Origin of the sequence: Microbacterium sp. UBA1097, assembly GCF_002313585.1 — a bacterium.
Classification (GTDB): Bacteria; Actinomycetota; Actinomycetes; order Actinomycetales; family Microbacteriaceae; genus Microbacterium.
This window is the reverse complement of the sequence record NZ_DCBW01000043.1, coordinates 1-17,740: the sequence shown is the minus strand read 5'-3', so window position 1 is coordinate 17,740 and position 17,740 is coordinate 1. Positions and strand designations below refer to the sequence as shown.

The 17,740-nt window shown below is 68.2% G+C and carries 17 protein-coding genes; 11 read left to right on the top strand and 6 right to left on the bottom strand.

What is annotated here, in order from left to right; translation table 11 throughout:
* Positions 1 to 24 precede the first annotated feature (24 nt).
* Positions 25 to 789, top strand: coding sequence for an SDR family NAD(P)-dependent oxidoreductase (locus B4F19_RS10390; protein ID WP_292734683.1), 765 nt, complete (start codon positions 25 to 27; stop codon positions 787 to 789).
* Here the strand turns inward: B4F19_RS10390 and B4F19_RS10385 are convergent.
* Positions 767 to 2,245: an LssY C-terminal domain-containing protein gene (locus B4F19_RS10385; RefSeq protein WP_292734680.1), complete on the bottom strand. Its 1,479-nt coding sequence runs from the start codon at positions 2,243 to 2,245 to the stop codon at positions 767 to 769. The two genes, B4F19_RS10390 and B4F19_RS10385, sit on opposite strands and share 23 nt — an antisense overlap.
* Before the next feature lie 188 nt (positions 2,246 to 2,433).
* Here B4F19_RS10385 and B4F19_RS10380 point away from each other — a divergent pair, with 188 nt between their 5' ends.
* Both B4F19_RS10380 and B4F19_RS10375 read left to right on the top strand, forming a co-directional pair.
* Positions 2,434 to 3,243, top strand: a complete 810-nt coding sequence (locus tag B4F19_RS10380; protein WP_292734677.1) for an enoyl-CoA hydratase/isomerase family protein — start codon at positions 2,434 to 2,436, stop codon at positions 3,241 to 3,243.
* Positions 3,240 to 4,079: an SDR family oxidoreductase gene (locus B4F19_RS10375; RefSeq protein ID WP_292734674.1), complete on the top strand. Its 840-nt coding sequence runs from the start codon at positions 3,240 to 3,242 to the stop codon at positions 4,077 to 4,079. Before B4F19_RS10380 ends, B4F19_RS10375 begins: the two co-directional genes overlap by 4 nt.
* A gap of 29 nt (positions 4,080 to 4,108) precedes the next feature.
* Here the strand turns inward: B4F19_RS10375 and B4F19_RS10370 are convergent, their stop codons facing one another.
* A complete protein-coding gene (locus tag B4F19_RS10370; protein ID WP_292734671.1) occupies positions 4,109 to 4,585 on the bottom strand; it encodes a GNAT family N-acetyltransferase in 477 nt (158 codons plus the stop codon).
* A gap of 127 nt (positions 4,586 to 4,712) precedes the next feature.
* On the opposite strand from B4F19_RS10370, the gene rlmN reads away from it, so the two are divergent.
* Entirely contained in the window at positions 4,713 to 5,945 is a 1,233-nt protein-coding gene (gene rlmN, locus B4F19_RS10365) for a 23S rRNA (adenine(2503)-C(2))-methyltransferase RlmN (RefSeq protein WP_292734668.1), read from the top strand.
* A gap of 17 nt (positions 5,946 to 5,962) precedes the next feature.
* Here rlmN and B4F19_RS10360 read toward each other — a convergent pair whose 3' ends face one another.
* Positions 5,963 to 7,411, bottom strand: coding sequence for a carboxylesterase/lipase family protein (locus B4F19_RS10360; RefSeq protein WP_292734666.1), 1,449 nt, complete (start codon positions 7,409 to 7,411; stop codon positions 5,963 to 5,965).
* Positions 7,412 to 7,478: 67 nt separating this feature from the next.
* On the opposite strand from B4F19_RS10360, the gene B4F19_RS10355 reads away from it, so the two are divergent.
* Positions 7,479 to 8,489, top strand: coding sequence for an aldo/keto reductase family protein (locus B4F19_RS10355; RefSeq protein WP_292734663.1), 1,011 nt, complete (start codon positions 7,479 to 7,481; stop codon positions 8,487 to 8,489).
* A gap of 108 nt (positions 8,490 to 8,597) precedes the next feature.
* Here the strand turns inward: B4F19_RS10355 and B4F19_RS10350 are convergent, their stop codons facing one another.
* Positions 8,598 to 10,133, bottom strand: a complete 1,536-nt coding sequence (locus B4F19_RS10350) for a carboxylesterase/lipase family protein (RefSeq protein ID WP_228178359.1) — start codon at positions 10,131 to 10,133, stop codon at positions 8,598 to 8,600.
* A gap of 119 nt (positions 10,134 to 10,252) precedes the next feature.
* Here B4F19_RS10350 and B4F19_RS10345 point away from each other — a divergent pair, with 119 nt between their 5' ends.
* Both B4F19_RS10345 and B4F19_RS10340 read left to right on the top strand, forming a co-directional pair.
* Positions 10,253 to 12,217, top strand: coding sequence for an ABC1 kinase family protein (locus B4F19_RS10345; RefSeq protein WP_292734660.1), 1,965 nt, complete (start codon positions 10,253 to 10,255; stop codon positions 12,215 to 12,217).
* Positions 12,218 to 12,243: 26 nt separating this feature from the next.
* The gene (locus tag B4F19_RS10340) at positions 12,244 to 12,714 is read left to right on the top strand and encodes an NUDIX domain-containing protein (protein ID WP_349675950.1); all 471 of its coding nucleotides are present in this window, start codon (positions 12,244 to 12,246) and stop codon (positions 12,712 to 12,714) included.
* Here B4F19_RS10340 and B4F19_RS10335 read toward each other — a convergent pair.
* Both B4F19_RS10335 and B4F19_RS10330 read right to left on the bottom strand, forming a co-directional pair.
* Complete coding sequence (locus tag B4F19_RS10335) at positions 12,655 to 13,311, bottom strand: hypothetical protein (RefSeq protein WP_292734654.1); 657 nt, start codon at positions 13,309 to 13,311, stop codon at positions 12,655 to 12,657. The genes B4F19_RS10340 and B4F19_RS10335 overlap by 60 nt on opposite strands.
* A gap of 54 nt (positions 13,312 to 13,365) precedes the next feature.
* Entirely contained in the window at positions 13,366 to 14,169 is an 804-nt protein-coding gene (locus tag B4F19_RS10330) for a hypothetical protein (RefSeq protein ID WP_292734651.1), read from the bottom strand.
* Between the two features lie 129 nt (positions 14,170 to 14,298).
* On the opposite strand from B4F19_RS10330, the gene B4F19_RS10325 reads away from it, so the two are divergent.
* From B4F19_RS10325 to prpB, 4 genes are all read left to right on the top strand, one after another.
* Positions 14,299 to 14,670 (top strand): VOC family protein, encoded by a 372-nt coding sequence (locus B4F19_RS10325; RefSeq protein ID WP_228178364.1) that lies wholly within the window; start codon positions 14,299 to 14,301, stop codon positions 14,668 to 14,670.
* A 98-nt stretch (positions 14,671 to 14,768) separates the two neighbouring features.
* Complete coding sequence (locus B4F19_RS10320) at positions 14,769 to 15,419, top strand: GntR family transcriptional regulator (RefSeq protein ID WP_228178365.1); 651 nt, start codon at positions 14,769 to 14,771, stop codon at positions 15,417 to 15,419.
* Positions 15,416 to 16,942: an MmgE/PrpD family protein gene (locus B4F19_RS10315; protein ID WP_292726184.1), complete on the top strand. Its 1,527-nt coding sequence runs from the start codon at positions 15,416 to 15,418 to the stop codon at positions 16,940 to 16,942. Before B4F19_RS10320 ends, B4F19_RS10315 begins: the two co-directional genes overlap by 4 nt.
* A partial coding sequence (gene prpB, locus B4F19_RS10310; RefSeq protein ID WP_292734648.1) for a methylisocitrate lyase occupies positions 16,942 to 17,740 on the top strand: 799 nt, incomplete at its 3' end. The genes B4F19_RS10315 and prpB, both read left to right, overlap by 1 nt.

Here is a 17,740-nt window from a genome sequence, read left to right as displayed (position 1 = left end):
GGGCGCGACACGAAGGAGAGTCGGATGAAGGTCAGTGGTGCTGCAGCTCTCGTCACCGGCGGAGCGAGCGGTCTGGGGTTGGCGACGGCGGAGCGGCTCGCCGCTGCCGGGGCGCTGGTCACGATCATCGACCTGCCCGGCTCGCCCGGCGCAGACATCGCGGCACGCCTCGGCGGCACCTTTGCTCCGGCGGATGTCACGGATTCCGAGGCCGTGCGCGACGCGGTCGCGGTCGCTGCGGCATCCGGCCCGCTTCGGGTCGTCGTGAACTGTGCAGGCATCGCGCCCCCCGCCAAGGTGCTCGATCGGGATGGAGAGCCCTCGTCGATCGCCGCGTTCGAGCGGATCGTCCGCATCAACCTGGTCGGGACGTACACGGTGCTCGCGCATGCCGCGGCAGTGATCGCCCGAACAGAACCGGATGCCGAGTCCGGCGACCGGGGCGTGATCATCAACACCGCCAGTGTCGCTGCCTTCGACGGCCAGATCGGCCAGCCGGGGTACGCCGCCAGCAAGGGCGGGGTGCACGCCATGACGCTGCCGATCGCGCGGGAGCTTGCCCGGCACGCGATCCGCGTCGTCACGATCGCTCCCGGGATCATGGAGACTCCGATGCTCGCCGCCCTGCCGAAGGCGGCGCAGGATTCGCTCGGTCAGCAGGTGCCGTACCCGGCGCGTCTGGGGCGGCCGCAGGAGTACGCGGCGCTCGCGATGAGCATCGTCGAGAACGGTTATCTCAACGGGGAGACGATCCGGCTCGACGGAGCTATCCGGATGGCGCCGCGCTAATCGAGTCAGCACGCCCGGCGTCGCGTCGTTCGCGGCGGCGGGAATAGGCAGCCGCGCTGCGGCTTGAGAGCGCCAGCAGGATCAAGACATCGAGACCGACAGCCAGGAGCGACGTTCGCAGGGTGATCTCCTGCTCCCGCAGGAACCACGTCGTGAACGCCGTCGATATCGAGACGACCGCGAAGACCATGACGACCAGACGAGCCCAGTTGCGTCCCCACCACAGCGAGAGCAGCACGCTCACCTGAACCGCGAGGCTCACGCCCATCAGGGCGATCACGATCCAGAGCGCGAATTGTTCTTCCTCCGCCGTGAGTACATCGCCGCTGACGGCCAGGTCGGAGCTGTCCATCACGTCGGGCCACTCCGCCCACAGGCCAATGATCAACAGGATGCCGGCGAGCACCCGCAACAACAGAAGGAGTGTCCCCGTCGTGATCGTCGCAGGGCGGCGCATGCCGGGGTCCCGGGTGAGCGGGGCGAACAGCGTCGTCGGCGGTTCGAAAGCTACGCGTTTACGCGGCAGGTTCTGTGGAGCCTCCGTCGCGGTCACTGCCGCTACCGTCGCGACCTCCTGGACGCCAGAGGCCGAGAGGGAGGCATCGGTCATATCGGTTGCGGCGTCGGTAGTGGCGGCCTCGGCTACCGCCACCGGCCGCAGATCCAGGATCGGCAGGTCTCCGTCGGTGCGGATCGAGTCACCGCCGCCGTTACGAGCGTGGTAGCTCGTCGAGAAGTCCTCGATCACCTCGACACGGATGCCGGGGTCTGCCGCAAGCAGCGAACTGACGATGTGGTCGCGTTCGACATCCGTGTCGGCATCGATGCGGTGTGTGACCTGGAGCGTGAACAGCGACAAGCCGACGGAGCTGTCGAAGGTTCCCGCCGCGAGCCATTCGACTCGGCGGCCGCCGGGGAGTGGCCAGTCGTCGGGGCACCGCCAGAACCTGACGTGGTGACGCTGCGCGGGGTTGCCGTCGACCTCCTGCTGGTAGGCGAAGTCCTGCATCCGGCCGAAGAGGAACAGCGGACTGACGGGGGCTTGGTGATAGCTGCGACGGGTGAGCGTTGAGGTGACGATCCGGACGGATGACCGCAGCGTGACCGGATCGGCGAGGGTCCAGCCGGCCCGCTCCATCGCCTCGTGCAGCGCAGCCTCTTCACCCATGAAGGCAAGGTTGACCGGATCGCCGAGCAGGCCGTCGCTCGTTCGGGTGCGTCCGATGAAGTAGCCCGGCACGTAGATCGTCGTGAGGATGCGGTGGATGCGTGGCAGCACCAGGTACGCAAGCAGGGCCCAGAACGCGATAGCGACGAGCACGCCCCACCACCCGACGCGGAACGATTCGGTCAAGCTCAGGTAGGCGAGCCAGAGCGCCGATACCCCGGCGAACACGAAGAAGAACCAGTCGAGCGCTACCCCAATGGAGTAGCTGCGCCGCCGTTCTCCGCTCACGCCGCAACCCTACCGCCGGTGCGCTCGGGAAGGGTCTCGCGGTTGCCGCCGGCATCGACCACCGATGGGACGCAGTGCCACGGATCGTGAAACGCGGGCTCGCGCGCGATGGTGGCCAGAGTAGAGTGACGGGAGGTTTCGAAGGGGAACGCCGTCTGGCCGCACCCTCACTGCTGAAGGAGGCCGAGATGAGCGATTCCATCCTGGTCGAGGTCGAGGACGGCCTCGCGCACGTCACCTTGAACCGTCCCGCGCGCCTGAACGCCGTGGACTTCGAGATGGGTCGCCGCTGGCGGGATGTGGCGGTCGAACTCACCGGCGATCCCACCGTGACGGCGATTTTGCTGGATGCCGCGGGTCCGGCGTTCTGCGCCGGCGGCGACGTGGTGGCGATGTCGGAGGCTGACCCCGGCGACGGGAGTGCCGGTGACGCCGTCACGGCGATGGCGAGAGTCATCCACGAGGGGATCCTCACGCTGGTGTGCTCGTCGACCCCGATCGTGGCGTCCGTGCAGGGCGCTGTCGCCGGCGGCGGTCTCGGGCTGATGCTGTGCGCCGACTACATCGTCGCCTCTGAAGCGGCCCGCTTCGTGAGCAAGTACGCCAACATCGGGCTCACCCCCGACCTTGGTGTCTCGACACTGCTCCCCGCCGCAATCGGCCAGCGCCGTGCACTGACGATGCTGCTGCAGGATCGGAGCCTCACTGCCGCCGAAGCTCTCGAGTGGGGTCTGGTGAACGAGGTTGTTCCGGCCGATCAGGTTGCTGCGCGCGCACGGGAGGTTGCTGATTTCTGGCAGTCGGGTGCTGTTGTGGCCTTCGGTGAAGCGAAGCGACTCGTGCGCTCAGGCGCGGGCCGCGCGTTCGCCCAGAACCTCGAAGACGAGGCGCAGACGATCGGGGAACGATTCGGCACCCACGACGCTCGGACGCGAATCGCCGCGTTCGCTGCGGCATCCCGTACCCAGAAGAGCGACACCCGAAAGGACCTCGCGTGACCGAGAAGAAGCTTGCCGGAAAGACCGTTCTGCTCTCCGGCGGTAGCCGCGGGATCGGGCTTGCGATCGCGCTGCGCTGTGCGGCCGACGGAGCGAACATCGCCATCCTCGCGAAGACCGACACCCCGCATCCGAAGCTCGAGGGCACCGTTCACACCGCGGCCGAGGCGATCGAGGCGGCGGGCGGGAGTGCGCTGCCGATCGTGGGTGACGTGCGCAACGATGACGATGTCACCGCGGCGGTGCTCAAGACCCAGGGCGAGTTCGGGGGAATCGACGTCGTGATCAACAACGCGAGCGTGATCGACCTGTCGGGCTCGCTCGATCTTTCCGCCAAGAAGTACGACCTGATGCAGGGCGTGAATGTGCGCGGCACGTTCATGCTCTCGCGAGCGGCTGTCCCGATCCTGCGCGAGGCAGAGAACCCGCACATCCTGTCGCTGTCGCCGCCCCTGAACCTCTCGCCGCGGTGGCTTGGCGGGCACACCGGCTACACGCTCGCAAAGTACGGGATGACGATGGCGACCCTCGGTATCGGCGCCGAGTTCGCGAAGGATGGCATCGCGGCCAACACGCTCTGGCCCCGTACCACGATCGCGACAGCGGCCGTGCAGTTCGCGCTCGGCGGCGACCAGATGATGAAGGTCAGTCGCACCCCCGAGATCTACGCGGATGCCGCGTACGAGGTGGTCACGAAACCCTCGCGGGACTACACCGGCCAGACACTGATCGTCGAAGACGTGCTCGAGGCTGCGGGTGTCACTGACTTCTCACGCTACGCGGCCGTTCCTGGCACCCCGGACGATCAGCTGTTCCCCGACATCTTCCTCGACTGACGCGCGGTTCGGGGCCTCGCCGCAACTGATCAGTCGAGTGTCTTGCGCAGGAACACCTGCTCGATGCCGGCATCTCCCGGCACGCGCTCGCTTTCGACGTAGCCTTCGCGTTCGTACAGGCGCAGATTCGCCTCGGACAGCGACCCGGTGAACAGTTCGGCTGTCGTGGCGCCGGCATCCTTCCCCCGCTGCTCGACTGCTGCGAGCAGCGCCGTGCCGATTCCCCCGCCCTGCTGATCGGGTGCGATCGCGAGCCGCCCGATGAGCAGCACCTCGCCGTCCTGCTGTGCGCGGACGGCTCCGACGATCCGGGGTCCGCGCAGCGCGACGCAGCCGAGGTTCTCGACCAGTTCGGCGGATATCTCCTCCAGTGTCTGTGTCAACGGGGGCATGTGCGGGGTGCCGTAGATGATCGCCTCCTGCACGAAGGCGGCGCGCTGCAACGTCAGCACCTCGCCGGCGTCGTCGGGAGTGATCGGGCGGATCTCGAGATCGTCGTGGGGCACGACCTCACGGTACTGGGCAGTAGCCTGCGTGGGCAGGGCTTGACAGCGCCGACTAGGCTTCGCAGCGCCGACAGGGCTTCGCCGGTCGAGCAGGGTCGCGCGGCATCCGCTCGCTTACCCTGGAGTCATGGCTCGCGCGCTCCCTCCCACGTCCTCCGGCGCGCCTCAGGTGCGCCCTGCCACCGAAGGATGGCAACAGAAGAAGGATGCCGAGGGCCGGCCACTCTTGCAGTTCGCGAGCCCCAAGCGCGGCAAGCCTCCCGTGCACCTGGCCGATCTGACTCCCGAACAGCGCGTCGAGAAGGCCAAGGAACTCGGTCTTCCGGGCTTTCGCGCCGGTCAGCTTGAGCGCCATTACCTGACCCGCTGGACGAGCGATCCGGCAGAGATGACCGATCTGCCGGCATCCGGTCGTGAGGAACTTGTCGCGGGGCTGCTGCCGCCGCTGCTGACTGAGGTGCGCCGGCTCGACACCGACAAGGGCGACACGATCAAGTTCCTCTGGAAACTGCACGACGGTGCGCTCGTCGAGTCGGTTCTCATGCGGTACCCGGGTCGGATCACCCTGTGCGTATCAAGCCAGGCCGGATGCGGAATGAACTGCCCGTTCTGCGCGACCGGCCAGGCGGGGCTCACCCGGAACATGTCGGCTGCCGAAATCGTCGACCAGGTGGTGCGCGCCAATCAAGCGATCGCCCGAGGTGAGCTCGGCGGCAAGCGCAGCACCGATCAGTCGCTGGAGCGGGTGTCGAACATCGTCTTCATGGGGATGGGGGAGCCGCTTGCCAACTACGCCCGTGTCATGCAGGCGGTTCGGGTGATGACCGACAAGAAGCACGGCATGGGCATGAGCGCTCGTGGCATCACGGTGTCGACAGTGGGACTTGTGCCCGCGATCACCAAACTTGCCGCCGAAGACATCCCGGTCACCTTCGCCCTGTCTCTGCACGCTCCCGACGACGAACTGCGCGACGAACTCATCCCCGTGAACTCGCGGTGGAAGGTCGACGAGGCGCTGGATGCCGCCCGCGGATACTTCGAGCGGACCGGGCGGCGCGTATCGATCGAGTACGCCCTCATCAAAGACATGAACGACCATCCGTGGCGGGCCGACCTGCTGGCGGACAAACTCAACGCGCGCGGGCGCGGCTGGGTGCACGTGAACCCGATTCCGCTCAATCCGACGCCAGGGTCCATCTGGACGGCATCCGAACCGCACGTGCAGAACGAGTTCGTGCGCCGCCTGAATGCCGCCGGCATCCCGACGACCCTGCGCGACACCCGCGGCAAAGAGATCGACGGGGCGTGCGGGCAGCTGGTTGCGACCGAAGACGACCAGGCGGCGGCGTCAGCCTCGTGACCGTCTCGTAAGTCCCGTCAGGATGCCGGTCTGAAGGCGTCCACGGCCGCAGCGCGCGGGAGCGGCAGCGTCCGCGAGTCGACATCGAAGACGCGCACGCGGCGGCCGGGGGCAAACGGCTCCCATCCCGGGTCGCCGTCGCGGATCATCCGCACCCACGCGCCGTGCATCTCATCCGCGAGGCGCTGCGGCGGCGCATCCCCGGCCATCCGGATGCTGTCGGGATTGCCCACGCCGTCGAAGACGAAGCCGAGTTCGAGAGCGTGCCCGGCGCCGAGGCCGTCGACCGGGCTCTGCCAGGCGAACTCGTAGACGAAGGTCGGCGCCGTTCGGCGATCCGCCACCTGGGTCATCGGCGCTCGCAGCATCGAGTCAGTGAGCGCTTGCCCGAGCCGCTCCCCGGTGCCGGCATCCGGGAACTGCGTGCGATACGCCCGCACCGCGGCCCGCGGGATTTTCAGTGCGAGATGGCCCAGAGCGGCCTGCCAGGGGGAGATCTTCGCGAGCGCGTCAGGCGTGAACCAGAGCCGGTACTCGTCGGTGTTGGTGCCGATGAGGATAGGGGCTGAGGCCGTGGGGAGTGCCTGGCGAGGGGATTCGGGGAGGCTCTCGGGGTCGCGGGCCAGCAGGAACCCGGGTGCGCCCCGCAGCGGCGAGCTGCCGGCAGCCTGGGCCGTTCGCGCCGCCAGCAGCTCGGCCGGAGAGAGTGCGGCAAACGCCTCGCGCGTCGCCGGCACGCCGAGCCGTTTGGCGAGCGCGCGGGTGACCCGGCCCGCCCGCTTCGGGTCGACGGCATCCAGGGGCCCTGACTCGATGATTGCGCCGGCGATGAGGGGCGCGGTGTCGGGTCGGGAGAGGAGCGCGGCGACCAGCGCCCCGCCGGCAGACTCTCCCATGACCGTGATGCGCGAGGGGTCTCCACCGAACGCCGCGATCTCAGCGTGCGTCCAGCGAAGGGCCGCAGCGACGTCTTCGAGGCCGAGATTGCGCGGGGCATCCTCGAGCACCGAGAAACCCTCGGACCCGAGGCGGTAGTTCGCCGAGACGAACACGACGCCGCCCCGGGCAAAACTCGTCCCGTCGTACCCGGCGATCGAACTCCCGCCGCGCTCGAACGCGCCGCCGTGGATCCAGAGCACGACAGGCAGCGGCCCGGATGCCGGGTCGGTCGCGTCCGTCGGGGCCCAGACGTTGACGGTCAGGATGTCTTCGTTGGTCCCGTCGCTGGTCAGGCTCGGCAGGAGTTCTCCGATCCTGCCGCGGTAGGGCGTTTGCGGTGCCGAGGGCCCGAACTGCGTCGCATCGCGCACCCCGACCCAGGCATCCGGTGCCGCGGGCAGCCGGAATCGCCGCGAGCCGAAGGGAGGCGCGGCGTAGGGGATGCCGAGGAAGCGACGGATGCCGTCCGTCACGCTCCCGCGAAGTTTTCCCGTGCTGATGGTCGCTTCGACTGCTTCGGTGCCCACGCCCTCAGGGTAGGCCGTCTCATCACGGGCCGGCCCCGCTGTCGCGGCGCGGCGATAGCGTGGAGCAATGGTCAACTATCGCTATCTCGGCAACAGCGGCTTCAAAGTCACGGAGATCACCTACGGCAACTGGATCACCCACGGCTCGCAGGTCGAGAACGACGCGGCGATCGCGACGGTGCACCGGGCGCTGGAGCTCGGCATCACGAGCTTTGACACAGCCGACGTCTATGCCAACACTGTCGCGGAGCAGGTTCTCGGCGAGGCGCTGAAGGGTCAGCGCCGCGAGTCGCTGGAGATCTTCACCAAGGTCTACTGGCCCGTCGGGCCGGGCGGCGCCAATGACTCGGGTCTGTCGCGCAAGCACATCATGGACGGCATCCACGGCTCGCTCGAGCGGCTCGGAACCGACTACGTCGACCTCTACCAGGCGCACCGGTACGACTACGAAACCCCGCTGGAAGAGACGATGCAGGCCTTTGCCGACATCGTCCGGCAGGGCAAGGCGCTCTACATCGGCGTGAGCGAGTGGACGGCCGAGCAGCTGCGCGCCGGGCACGCGCTGGCCAGGGACCTCGGCATCCAGCTCGTTTCGAACCAGCCCCAGTACTCGGCGCTGTGGCGCGTCATCGAGGGGAAGGTCGTTCCGACCTCCGAGGAGCTCGGAATCTCGCAGATCGTCTGGTCGCCGATGGCGCAGGGTGTGCTCAGCGGCAAGTACCTGCCCGGTCAGCCGGCTCCCGCCGGTTCGCGGGCAACGGATGAGAAGAGCGGTGCCGGGTTCATCAAGCGGTTCATGACGGATGACGTGCTCAGCGCAGTGCAGAAGCTGCATCCGGTCGCGGAGCAGGCGGGTCTGACACTGCCGCAGCTCGCGATCGCGTGGGTGCTTCAGAACCCCAACGTGTCGGCGGCTCTCGTCGGCGCTTCGCGTCCCGAGCAGCTCGACGACACCGTGAAGGCGTCAGGCGTGACGCTGGATGCCGACACGATGGCGGCGATCGACGCCGCTCTCGGCTCGGTGGCCGAGACCGATCCGGCACTCACCGAAGAGTCCTCGCCACCGTCCCGCCCATAAGGGCGCGACGTCTGGCACCGTCCCGCCCGTGAGGGCGCGACGTCTGGCACCGTCCCGCCCGTGAGGGCGCGACGTCTGGCACCGTCCCGCCCGTAAGGGCGCCACGGCTCAGGGGAAGGCGAGAACCTCGTCTCCCCAGCCGGTGCGCAACTCGTGATCGAGGTCGGGGACCACACGGTCCGCGGCCTCGATCACGAGCGTTGCGCGGGTATCGACATCGAATGCCGGCCACTCCACGGCGCCGTCGGCGTTCGGGGCCTCCCCCGTGGCGAACGCCGTCCATCGTTGCTGCATTCTCGCCGAGATCCGTTCGGCCTCATGGCGGCCGCCGAGTCGGAAGCTGATGTCGTGCGCGCGGCGGCCGAACGTGCCCCATACGTAGGGGAGCTCGGTCGCGTGCGTTGCGCCGATGCGCAGCAGGTGCAGCATCGGCGTCGCGTGGTCAAAGCGGTAGAGCCAGACCGGCGCGACGCGGGAATGGCCCTCGACGGCCCAGAGCGTCGGCATCCGGAATCCGATGTCACGGGCGATTCCCAGCCCGACCGCGTGGTGACGAACGCCCTCGTACGCTGAGAGCACCTGCGCCATCGACGGCAGGTCGATACCGGGGCGTTCGGTGCCGAGTTCGGCGAGCATCTGCTCGATCTGCTCCTCGCGGATGGGCATGAGCGGTGACTTCATCATCCGGAAGAGGGATGCCTCGTCCTTGTTTGTGCCGATCAACAGCGGTACCGGCAGACCACGCCCCTCGGCAAGGACTGTCGCCGGCGCCTCGGGCAGCAGGTCGCCGTCGATAACGGGACCGAATGCGATGGTTCCTGGATGCTGCGCCGGGACTTCGGCGAACACCGTCATCCCGGCCTCGACGATCTGCTCGACCGGGAGCGTTCGCAGATCTGCCGGGGCGGGATTACCGACCGCCGCCAAGAACAGGTCGGTGACGGTCTCGGCCCGGGCCGCGTCGTAGACGCTCGAGACCGGCGAGGATTCGGCGATCGCGCGCGAGAAGAGCCCCGCAGCGCTCGGGACGGCGAGCAGCGTCGTCACGAGGCCCGCGCCCGCGGACTCGCCGAAGACGGTCACGCGCTCGGGGTCGCCCCCGAACGCTGCGATGTTCCGCTGCACCCAGCGCAACGCCAGCATGACGTCCTTCAGGGCGAGGTTTCCGTCGAAGGGATGCTCCGGGGTGGACTTGCTCGACAGATCGAGGAATCCGAGCGCGCCGATCCGGTAGTTGATCGTCACTACGACCACGCCGTGGCCCGCGAGGGCTTCGCCGTCATAGACCGGCTGGCTGCTGGAGCCGAACGTGTAAGCCCCGCCGTGCAGCCACACCATGACCGGAGCCGGAGCATCAACATCCGCCCCGCTCCAGACGTTCAGGAAGAGGCAGTCCTCGTCGAAGATCGGGTCCGGCCCGAGGTCCATGGCCGGATTCGCCTTCTGCGGTGCGGCGGGCCCGAAGCTTGTCACCTCGACCGTCACGCCGGCATCCAGCGGCTCGGCCGGAACAGGGTCGCGCCAGCGGGCGTCGCCGGTCGGGGCCTGGGCATAGCGGATGCCGCGCCAGACGCGGATGCCGCCTGCAAGCTCCTCTCCGGCGAAGCGCCCGGCGGGTGCGGCTGCAACAGGGGTCTCGTCCATGGGGGCCTTCCGGGTCTGGTGAGAGGGCGGCGTCGCGAGACAGCGTAGACGGTGGCGCTATGCGGCCGGGTTTCGGTGCAGTTCGTGCGCCCGGATCATGCTGCTGACACAATCGGGACATGCCGATCTGGCTTGCTGTCCTTCTGCTCACTGCCGCCTTCGCTGCGCTGTCCGCATGGGTCAGCAGGCGACTCCTCGACGCCCAGATCGGATGGGTTCGCGCTCTCGTGACCTCCGCCGTGGTGTTCCTTGGCTCACTTCCGCTGACAGCGTGGGTGTTCGAGCAGGCCGACGTCATCGACGGTGATCGCGTCGTCGTCGAAAGCCCGATCGTGGTGGCCTTCGTCGCCCTCGTACTCGGCTGGATCTTCGCCGTCGTCGTCGTCATCCTCGTCACCCTGGAGTTCCTTTGGCCCAGTCGCCCGCTCGGAAATCCGGTGACGATCGTCCGGGAGGCGTTCCGTCGCCGCGATCGCGCCCGCCGATACGCGCAGATCGTTGCCATCGCCTCCCGGCACGGCCTGGGAATGTACCGCGGCCGATCGGATGCCGCGCGAGACGCGTTGCCCCAGGCGCTGGTGGCGGCCCTGGCCGAGGCCGGCGTCACCTTCGTCAAACTCGGCCAGGTGCTCTCGACGCGCGAGGACGTGCTGCCGCGAGACCTCATCGAAGCGCTCTCGACGCTGCAAATGGACTCGACCCCGATTCCCTGGCCGGAGGCCGAAGCGGCGATCCGTGCCGAACTCAGGCGGCCGATCACCGAGGTGTTCGCAGAGATCGAGTCGGAGCCGATGGCTGCGGCATCCGTCGCCCAGGTGCACGCCGCGACGCTGGTGTCGGGCGAGCGCGTCGTCGTGAAGATCCAGCGGCCCTCCGCACGCGCCCAAGTCACCACCGATCTCGACATCCTCGAGCGCCTCGCGCGTGATGCCGAACGTCGCACTGCGTGGGCAGCCGACTATGGTGCCGTCGCCCTTGTCGCCGAGTTCTCGCGCGCACTCACCGAGGAGCTCGACTATCGCATCGAGGTGGCCAACGCCGAGATGCTGCGGGGCGCCATCGCGAAGACGCACGCGATGCCGTTGCGGGTTCCCCGGGTCTTTCCGGATCTGTGCACCCAGCGAATGATCGTGCAAGAGCGCATCGAGGGGGTGCCCTTCGGCAAGCTCCCCGAGGGAGCGGTGGAGCCGGGCGCAGCCCGCGCGCTCGCCGACGGGGTCCTGGATGCCGTGTTCGAGCAGATCGCCGTGCGCGGGGTCTTCCACGCCGACCTGCATCCGGGAAACCTGATCCTCTGCGATGACGGAGAGGTAGCCCTGATCGATTTCGGCGCCGTGGGCATGCTGGAGGCCAGTATGCGGCGGCTTCTCGTGCCGCTGCTGACAGCGATCGCCGCCGACGATGATCAGGCCGCCACCGATATCGTGCTGCTGCTGTGCGAACCCGACCCGGCGGGCGCCGATCAGGCAGCGCTGCAGCGTGATGTCGGAGCGATCATCACTCGGGTTCGCAACGCCCCCGCGGGCGAGGATGTCTTCCGGCTTCTGCTCGACACCCTCCGCCACCACCGACTGGCGATGCCCCCGTCTCTGCTGCTGGTATTCCGGACTCTCGGCTCGCTCGAGGGGAGCCTCCGCCGGGTGTATCCGGGGTACGACATGGTCGGTCAGGCGCTTACGCGGGCACCGCACTTCGCCCGCAGCATGCTGTCGCTGCGTACCGCAGCGCTGTCGGCGCAGACGCAGCTCGTGCTCGCTCTGGAGCAGGTGCGCCGCGTGCCGCGGCGCCTGGAGAACATTTCGCGCTCTCTCGAACAGGGCACCTTCTCGGTGCGCCTTCGCTCGTTCGAGGGTGCGGGTGAGCGGCGATGGATCGAGGGAATGCTCGGCCAGGTGACGAGCACGCTCGTCGGTGTGACTCTGCTGGCCACGGGCATCGCCCTGGCGATTTCCTCGGGCGGACCGCAACTGACCGAGGACGTTCCCCTGTTCCCGTTCCTTGGCAGTGTCGTCGGCCTGGGCGGTCTGCTGCTGCTCGTGCGGAGCCTTCGCGCGGCGCTGCGGCGCCGAGACGGCGCCGGCTGATGCCGGTAACGAGCGCCGGCTTGCTGGTGTATCGCCTCGTAGTGTCCGCGTCGGGTGGCTCGAGCGCCCTCGAGGTACTCATCGCCCACATGGGTGGACCGTTCTGGCAGCGCAAGGATGCCGGAGCCTGGACGATCCCCAAGGGCGAATACGACCCGGCGGAGGAGTCCCCACTTCAGGCCGCGCGGCGCGAGTTCCGCGAGGAGCTCGGGATCGATCCGCCGGATGGCCCTGTGGTCGAGCTCGGGTCTTTCGCGGCATCACGCAAGACGATCAGCGTCTTCGCCATTGAGGACACCGGGCTCGATATCTCGCGCCCGGTCTTCGGGGAGTTCGAGCTCGAGTGGCCGCCGCGATCGGGGAGGACGGTGAGCTTTCCCGAGGTCGATCGTGTCGAGTGGATGCAACCTGCCGTTGCCGCCGAGAAGCTCACCGCGTCACAGCGACCGGTGATTGCTGCACTTGCTGCAGCGCTCGGTGCTCACGGCGTCAGTTGACCGGGTCCGGCGGTGCTCGCTGTCGACGCCGTCGCTCGAGTTCGTGGCCGTGATCAGCGTGTAGCCCGCGAACTGGAATCCCACCGGGGGTGTGTCGGTGTTCCCAAACGGCAGGGCTGTGGCTGACGGGTCGGGATCGAGCGCCGCAATCTGTCGCGCTCCCGAGCCCTCGGAGATCACCGGAATCGAGGCGAGGCCCCAGGTGACGGATGCGGCGAGCGTCGCTACCGCCATCACCGAAATGAGCCAGAAGGCGCGCGCGAGCGGGGGCACGCGGGTGAGCGGCGACCAAGCCGCGCGGGCACCTGATTCGCTGGCCCGTTCGGTGCTCCGGGCGACTGCCGTGCCCGCGGACTCCTGATCGCCGGTGCCGGCCGCCGCTGCCGCGGACGATGGGGCGCCCCCTTCGGTGCTGGATGCCACTGACGACGTACCTGGGACCGCACCGCTGCGCTCCGGCCCTCGCTGCTCGCTGCGCAGCTGCGCTTCGAGTTCCTGCAGTCGGTCGTAGGCGACCGGGTCGCGCAGGATGTCGGCGTCGGGACCGTAGGCTCGCGCGCGCAACGCTTGCAGCTCAGCGGCGGCATCGTCGGTCATCGCTTCATGCTCGCATGACCCGTGCTCGCTGACGGTGTCGCCCGCGTCCGGAAGCTAGGCCGCGGTCGCGCCGCCGTCCCAGAAGACACCGATCCGGTCACCCTGCAGAACGAACTGCAGCGCGCCGCCCTCGGGGAACTGCGCGCGCAAGCGCTCCGGCGCTGTGTCATCCAAGGGAACTTCGATCGTCGCGGGGAAGGCCCCGGCCCGGCATCCGTAGTAGAACGGCCCGTTCACGCCTTGACCATCGGCAGTCAGGTCGTCTTCGTCCAGCCCAATAAGACACTCGCTCTCCCCGTTCGGGCTCATGGCCGACGATTGCGCCATCAGAAGCCCGTAGTACTCGTAGGCGATGGCCTGCTCCGACGTCGTGCCGAAGAATCCCTCGGGTATCGCAACGTCGTCATCGATCTCGAGAGTGGCTACCTGACGGCTCGCGCTTGTCTGCGAGATCATGGGAAGAGACGCGAGTCCCCAGACGATGGATGCCGTCAACGCAATCGCCGCTGCGATCGACACGGCGACGATGGCGGTCGCGACAGGTGGCAGCCGCGAGGTCAGCATGCGCACCAGTGCCCACAGGCGGCGTGTCGCCGGGTCGTCTGCGGCTTCGGCGTCGAGGTCTGCGGCGGGCGCATCGGGCGATTGTGCCTCGGCGGCTGGGCCTGGCTCGCGGCCCGTTCCGGATGCGCTGGACGCCGTAGCCACCGGAGGCCGCTCTGCCTCGCGCTCCGCTCGAAGCTGTGCTTCAAGTTCCATCAGGCGCGAGCTGGCGGCGGGGTCCTCGAGCAGGTCGGCGTCGGGGCCGTATGCCCGGGCGCGGAGCCTCCGCAGTTCGGCAGCCGATGCGTCATCCATTGCCTCATCGTCGCACGGTGTGCATTGCAGGTTCGGCGTGACGAACGCCCTTGTCAGTGCCCCGCGCGACGATCAGACTTGCACCGTCGGGTGAGTCCCGGCTGCTCAGCGCTCATCGAGGAGAACGACATGGCACACGGTGACATCACGCACATCGACATTCCGGTCGCCGACATGGCGGCAGCGACAGCGTTCTACGAACGGCTCTTCGGGTGGCAGATCCGAGAGGCTCCCGGTTTCGAGGGCTACCCGATGTGGCAGGCGCCGAACCAGATCAGCGGTGGGGGCCTCGCCCCACGCAGCGAGGGCTTCACGCAGCCGCGGTCCTACGTCGAGGTGGATTCGATCGACGAGACTGTCGCGTCGGCGACGGATGCCGGTGGCGCCGTCTTGATGTCGAAGCAGCCGATCGACGACACGAGCTGGTGGGCGGTCATCAGCGACCCCGACGGGAATGTCATCGGCCTGTACGAGGGCTCGCCGGGAACGGACGGCTCCTAGCGAACCGTCGCTCTTTGTATACCTAGAGCTATCACAGGAACCAGTATTGATAGCTGGATAGCTTTTGTGTATACATGGAGGCGGGGAAGGGAGAGTCCATGCGAGCGAGCGATCGTGCGTACCGGACGCTCCTGACCGAGATCCAAGACGGCCTCCTACCCGCGGGTGCCGTGCTCGGCGAAGTCGAGCAGGCGGCCCGCCTCGGTGTGAGCCGTACGCCACTGCGTGAGGCGCTCGCGCGCCTGGCTGCAGACGGGCTCGTCGTGCAACAGTCGCCGAGGGTCACTGTCGTGTCGGACGTCGATGCTGATGACATCCGTGCCCTGTTCGAGTTCCGCCGGGCGCTCGAAGAAGCTGCGGCGCGCCTTGCCGCGACGCACGCCGACCCTGCCGCGTTCGCGGCGCTCGCCGCCGAGTTCGACCGCACGTCGCTTCGCGGCGAAGGGCGGGAGCACTACTACGACCTGATCGCTCGGTTCGATGCTGCCCTCGACGACGCCGTCGACAACGCCTACCTCAGCTCGGCGCTGCACACCATCCGCACTCACCTCGTGCGCGTCCGGCGCCTCGCCCGCGAGAATCCCGACCGTCTTTCCGCCTCCGTCGGCGAACACGCCCTGATTGCGCACGCGATCGCGGCGCAGGATGCCGACCTTGCCGCCCACGCAACTCACGTCCACCTCCACAACGCCCTCACCAGCATCCTCGCCTCCCTGTCGGAGGCCCGCACCGAATCCGGAGCAGCATGACCATCACGCATCACGTCCGCGTCCACCGCAGCGACGAGAACCTCGCCCGCGAGGGACAACTCGCCTGGCACATCGCGGAGGTTGCCGCCGACCCGGTAGCGGTCGAACCCGAGGTCGTCGACATGATCATCAACCGCGTGATCGACAACGCCGCGGTTGCGGCGGCATCCCTCACTCGCCGACCGGTGAGTGCTGCACGACAGCAGGCGCTCGACCACGCGGTGTCGGTCAGCGGTGCCGGATCGACGGTCTTCGGCTGCGCGAACGAGCGTCGCACGAGTCCGGAGTGGGCGGCGTGGGCAAACGGAGTCGCGGTGCGTGAGCTCGACTACCACGACACGTTCCTGGCTGCCGAGTACTCTCACCCGGGTGACAACATCCCGCCGATCCTGGCCGTCGCCCAGCACGTCGGGGCCGATGGTGCCGCGGTGGTGCGGGGTCTCGCGACGGGCTACGAGATCCAGATGGACCTCGTGCGCGCGATCTCGCTACACAAGCACAAGATCGACCACGTCGCACACCTCGGTCCGTCGGCAGCTGCCGGCATCGGCACCCTCCTGGGCCTGTCCGTCGAGACGATCTACCAGGCCGTCGGGCAGGCCCTGCACACGACCACCGCGACCCGCCAGTCCCGCAAGGGCGAGATCTCGACGTGGAAGGCCCACGCCCCTGCCTTCGCCGGCAAGATGGCAGTCGAAGCCGTGGACCGGGCGATGCGCGGTGAGACGAGCCCCAGCCCCATCTATGAGGGCGAGGACGGCGTGATCGCCTGGCTGCTCGATGGCAAGGATGCCGCCTACGAGGTGCCGCTTCCGGCGCCGGGCGAGTCCAAGCGGGCGATCCTCGACTCCTACACGAAGGAGCACTCGGCCGAGTACCAGGCGCAGGCGTGGATCGACTTGGCCCGCAAGCTCGGTACCGAGCGCCCCGAGCTGCGCGACCCCGCCAACATCGCGAGCATCGTGCTGCACACGAGCCACCACACGCACTACGTCATCGGCTCGGGGGCGAACGACCCGCAGAAGTACGACCCGCAGGCATCTCGCGAGACCCTCGATCACTCGATCCCGTACATTTTCGCGGTCGCGTTGCAGGACGGCGCGTGGCATCACGTCGACTCGTATCTTCCCGAGCGTGCCGCACGGCCCGACACGGTGGAGCTCTGGCGCAAGATCACGACGGCCGAGGATGCCGAGTGGACGCGCCGCTACCACTCCGAGGACCCCGACGAGAAGGCCTTCGGGGGTCGCGTGGAGATCGTTATGGCCGACGGTTCCACCGTTGTCGACGAGATCGCTGTTGCCGACGCGCACCCGTTGGGCGCGCGGCCGTTCGCTCGCGAGGACTACGTTCGCAAGTTCCGGCTGCTTGCCGAGCCCGTGCTCGCTCCCGAAGAGATCGAACGGTTCCTCGACCTCGCCCAGCGCCTCCCTGAGCTCTCGGCAGACGAGGTCGGGCAGCTCAACATCGTCGCGAGAATCGGTGTTCTCGCCTCGGCGCCCGCGCCCAAGGGGCTCTTCTGATGCTCTACAGCCAGACATCCGCGGCCGAGAAGCGAAGGCTGTTTCGGGAGCGCCTTGCGTCGGGAGAGCTGTTGCGATTCCCGGGAGCCTTCAACCCGCTGTCGGCGCGCCTGATCGAGCGCAAGGGCTTCGAGGGGGTCTACATCTCCGGTGCCGTCCTTGCGGCCGACCTCGGGCTCCCCGACATCGGCCTGACGACCCTCACCGAGGTCGCGGGCCGCGGGCAGCAGATCGCCCGGATGACCGAGCTTCCGGCGATCATCGACGCCGACACCGGGTTCGGCGAGCCGATGAACGTGGCACGCACCATTCAGACCCTCGAAGACGCAGGCCTTGCGGGCACCCACATCGAGGATCAGATCAACCCCAAGCGGTGCGGTCACCTCGACGGGAAGGCCGTCGTCGATGCTGACACCGCGGTCAAACGCATCCGTGCCGCCGTCGACGCGCGTCGGGACGAGAACTTCCTCATCATGGCTCGCACCGACATCCGTGCCATCGAGGGACTGGATGCCGCGATCGACCGCGCGAAGGCGCTGGTGGATGCCGGTGCCGACGCGATCTTCCCCGAGGCGATGCGTGATCTCGGCGAGTTCGAGCGGATGCGTGCGGCGCTGGATGTGCCGGTGCTCGCGAACATGACCGAGTTCGGGAAGAGCGAGCTGTTCTCGACGGCGCAGTTGCGCTCGGCCGGGATCAACATTGTGATCTGGCCGGTCTCGCTGCTGCGGATCGCCATGGGCTCCGCGGGGCGTGCGCTCGATGAGTTGGAGACGAAGGGGCACCTGCGCGACAGGC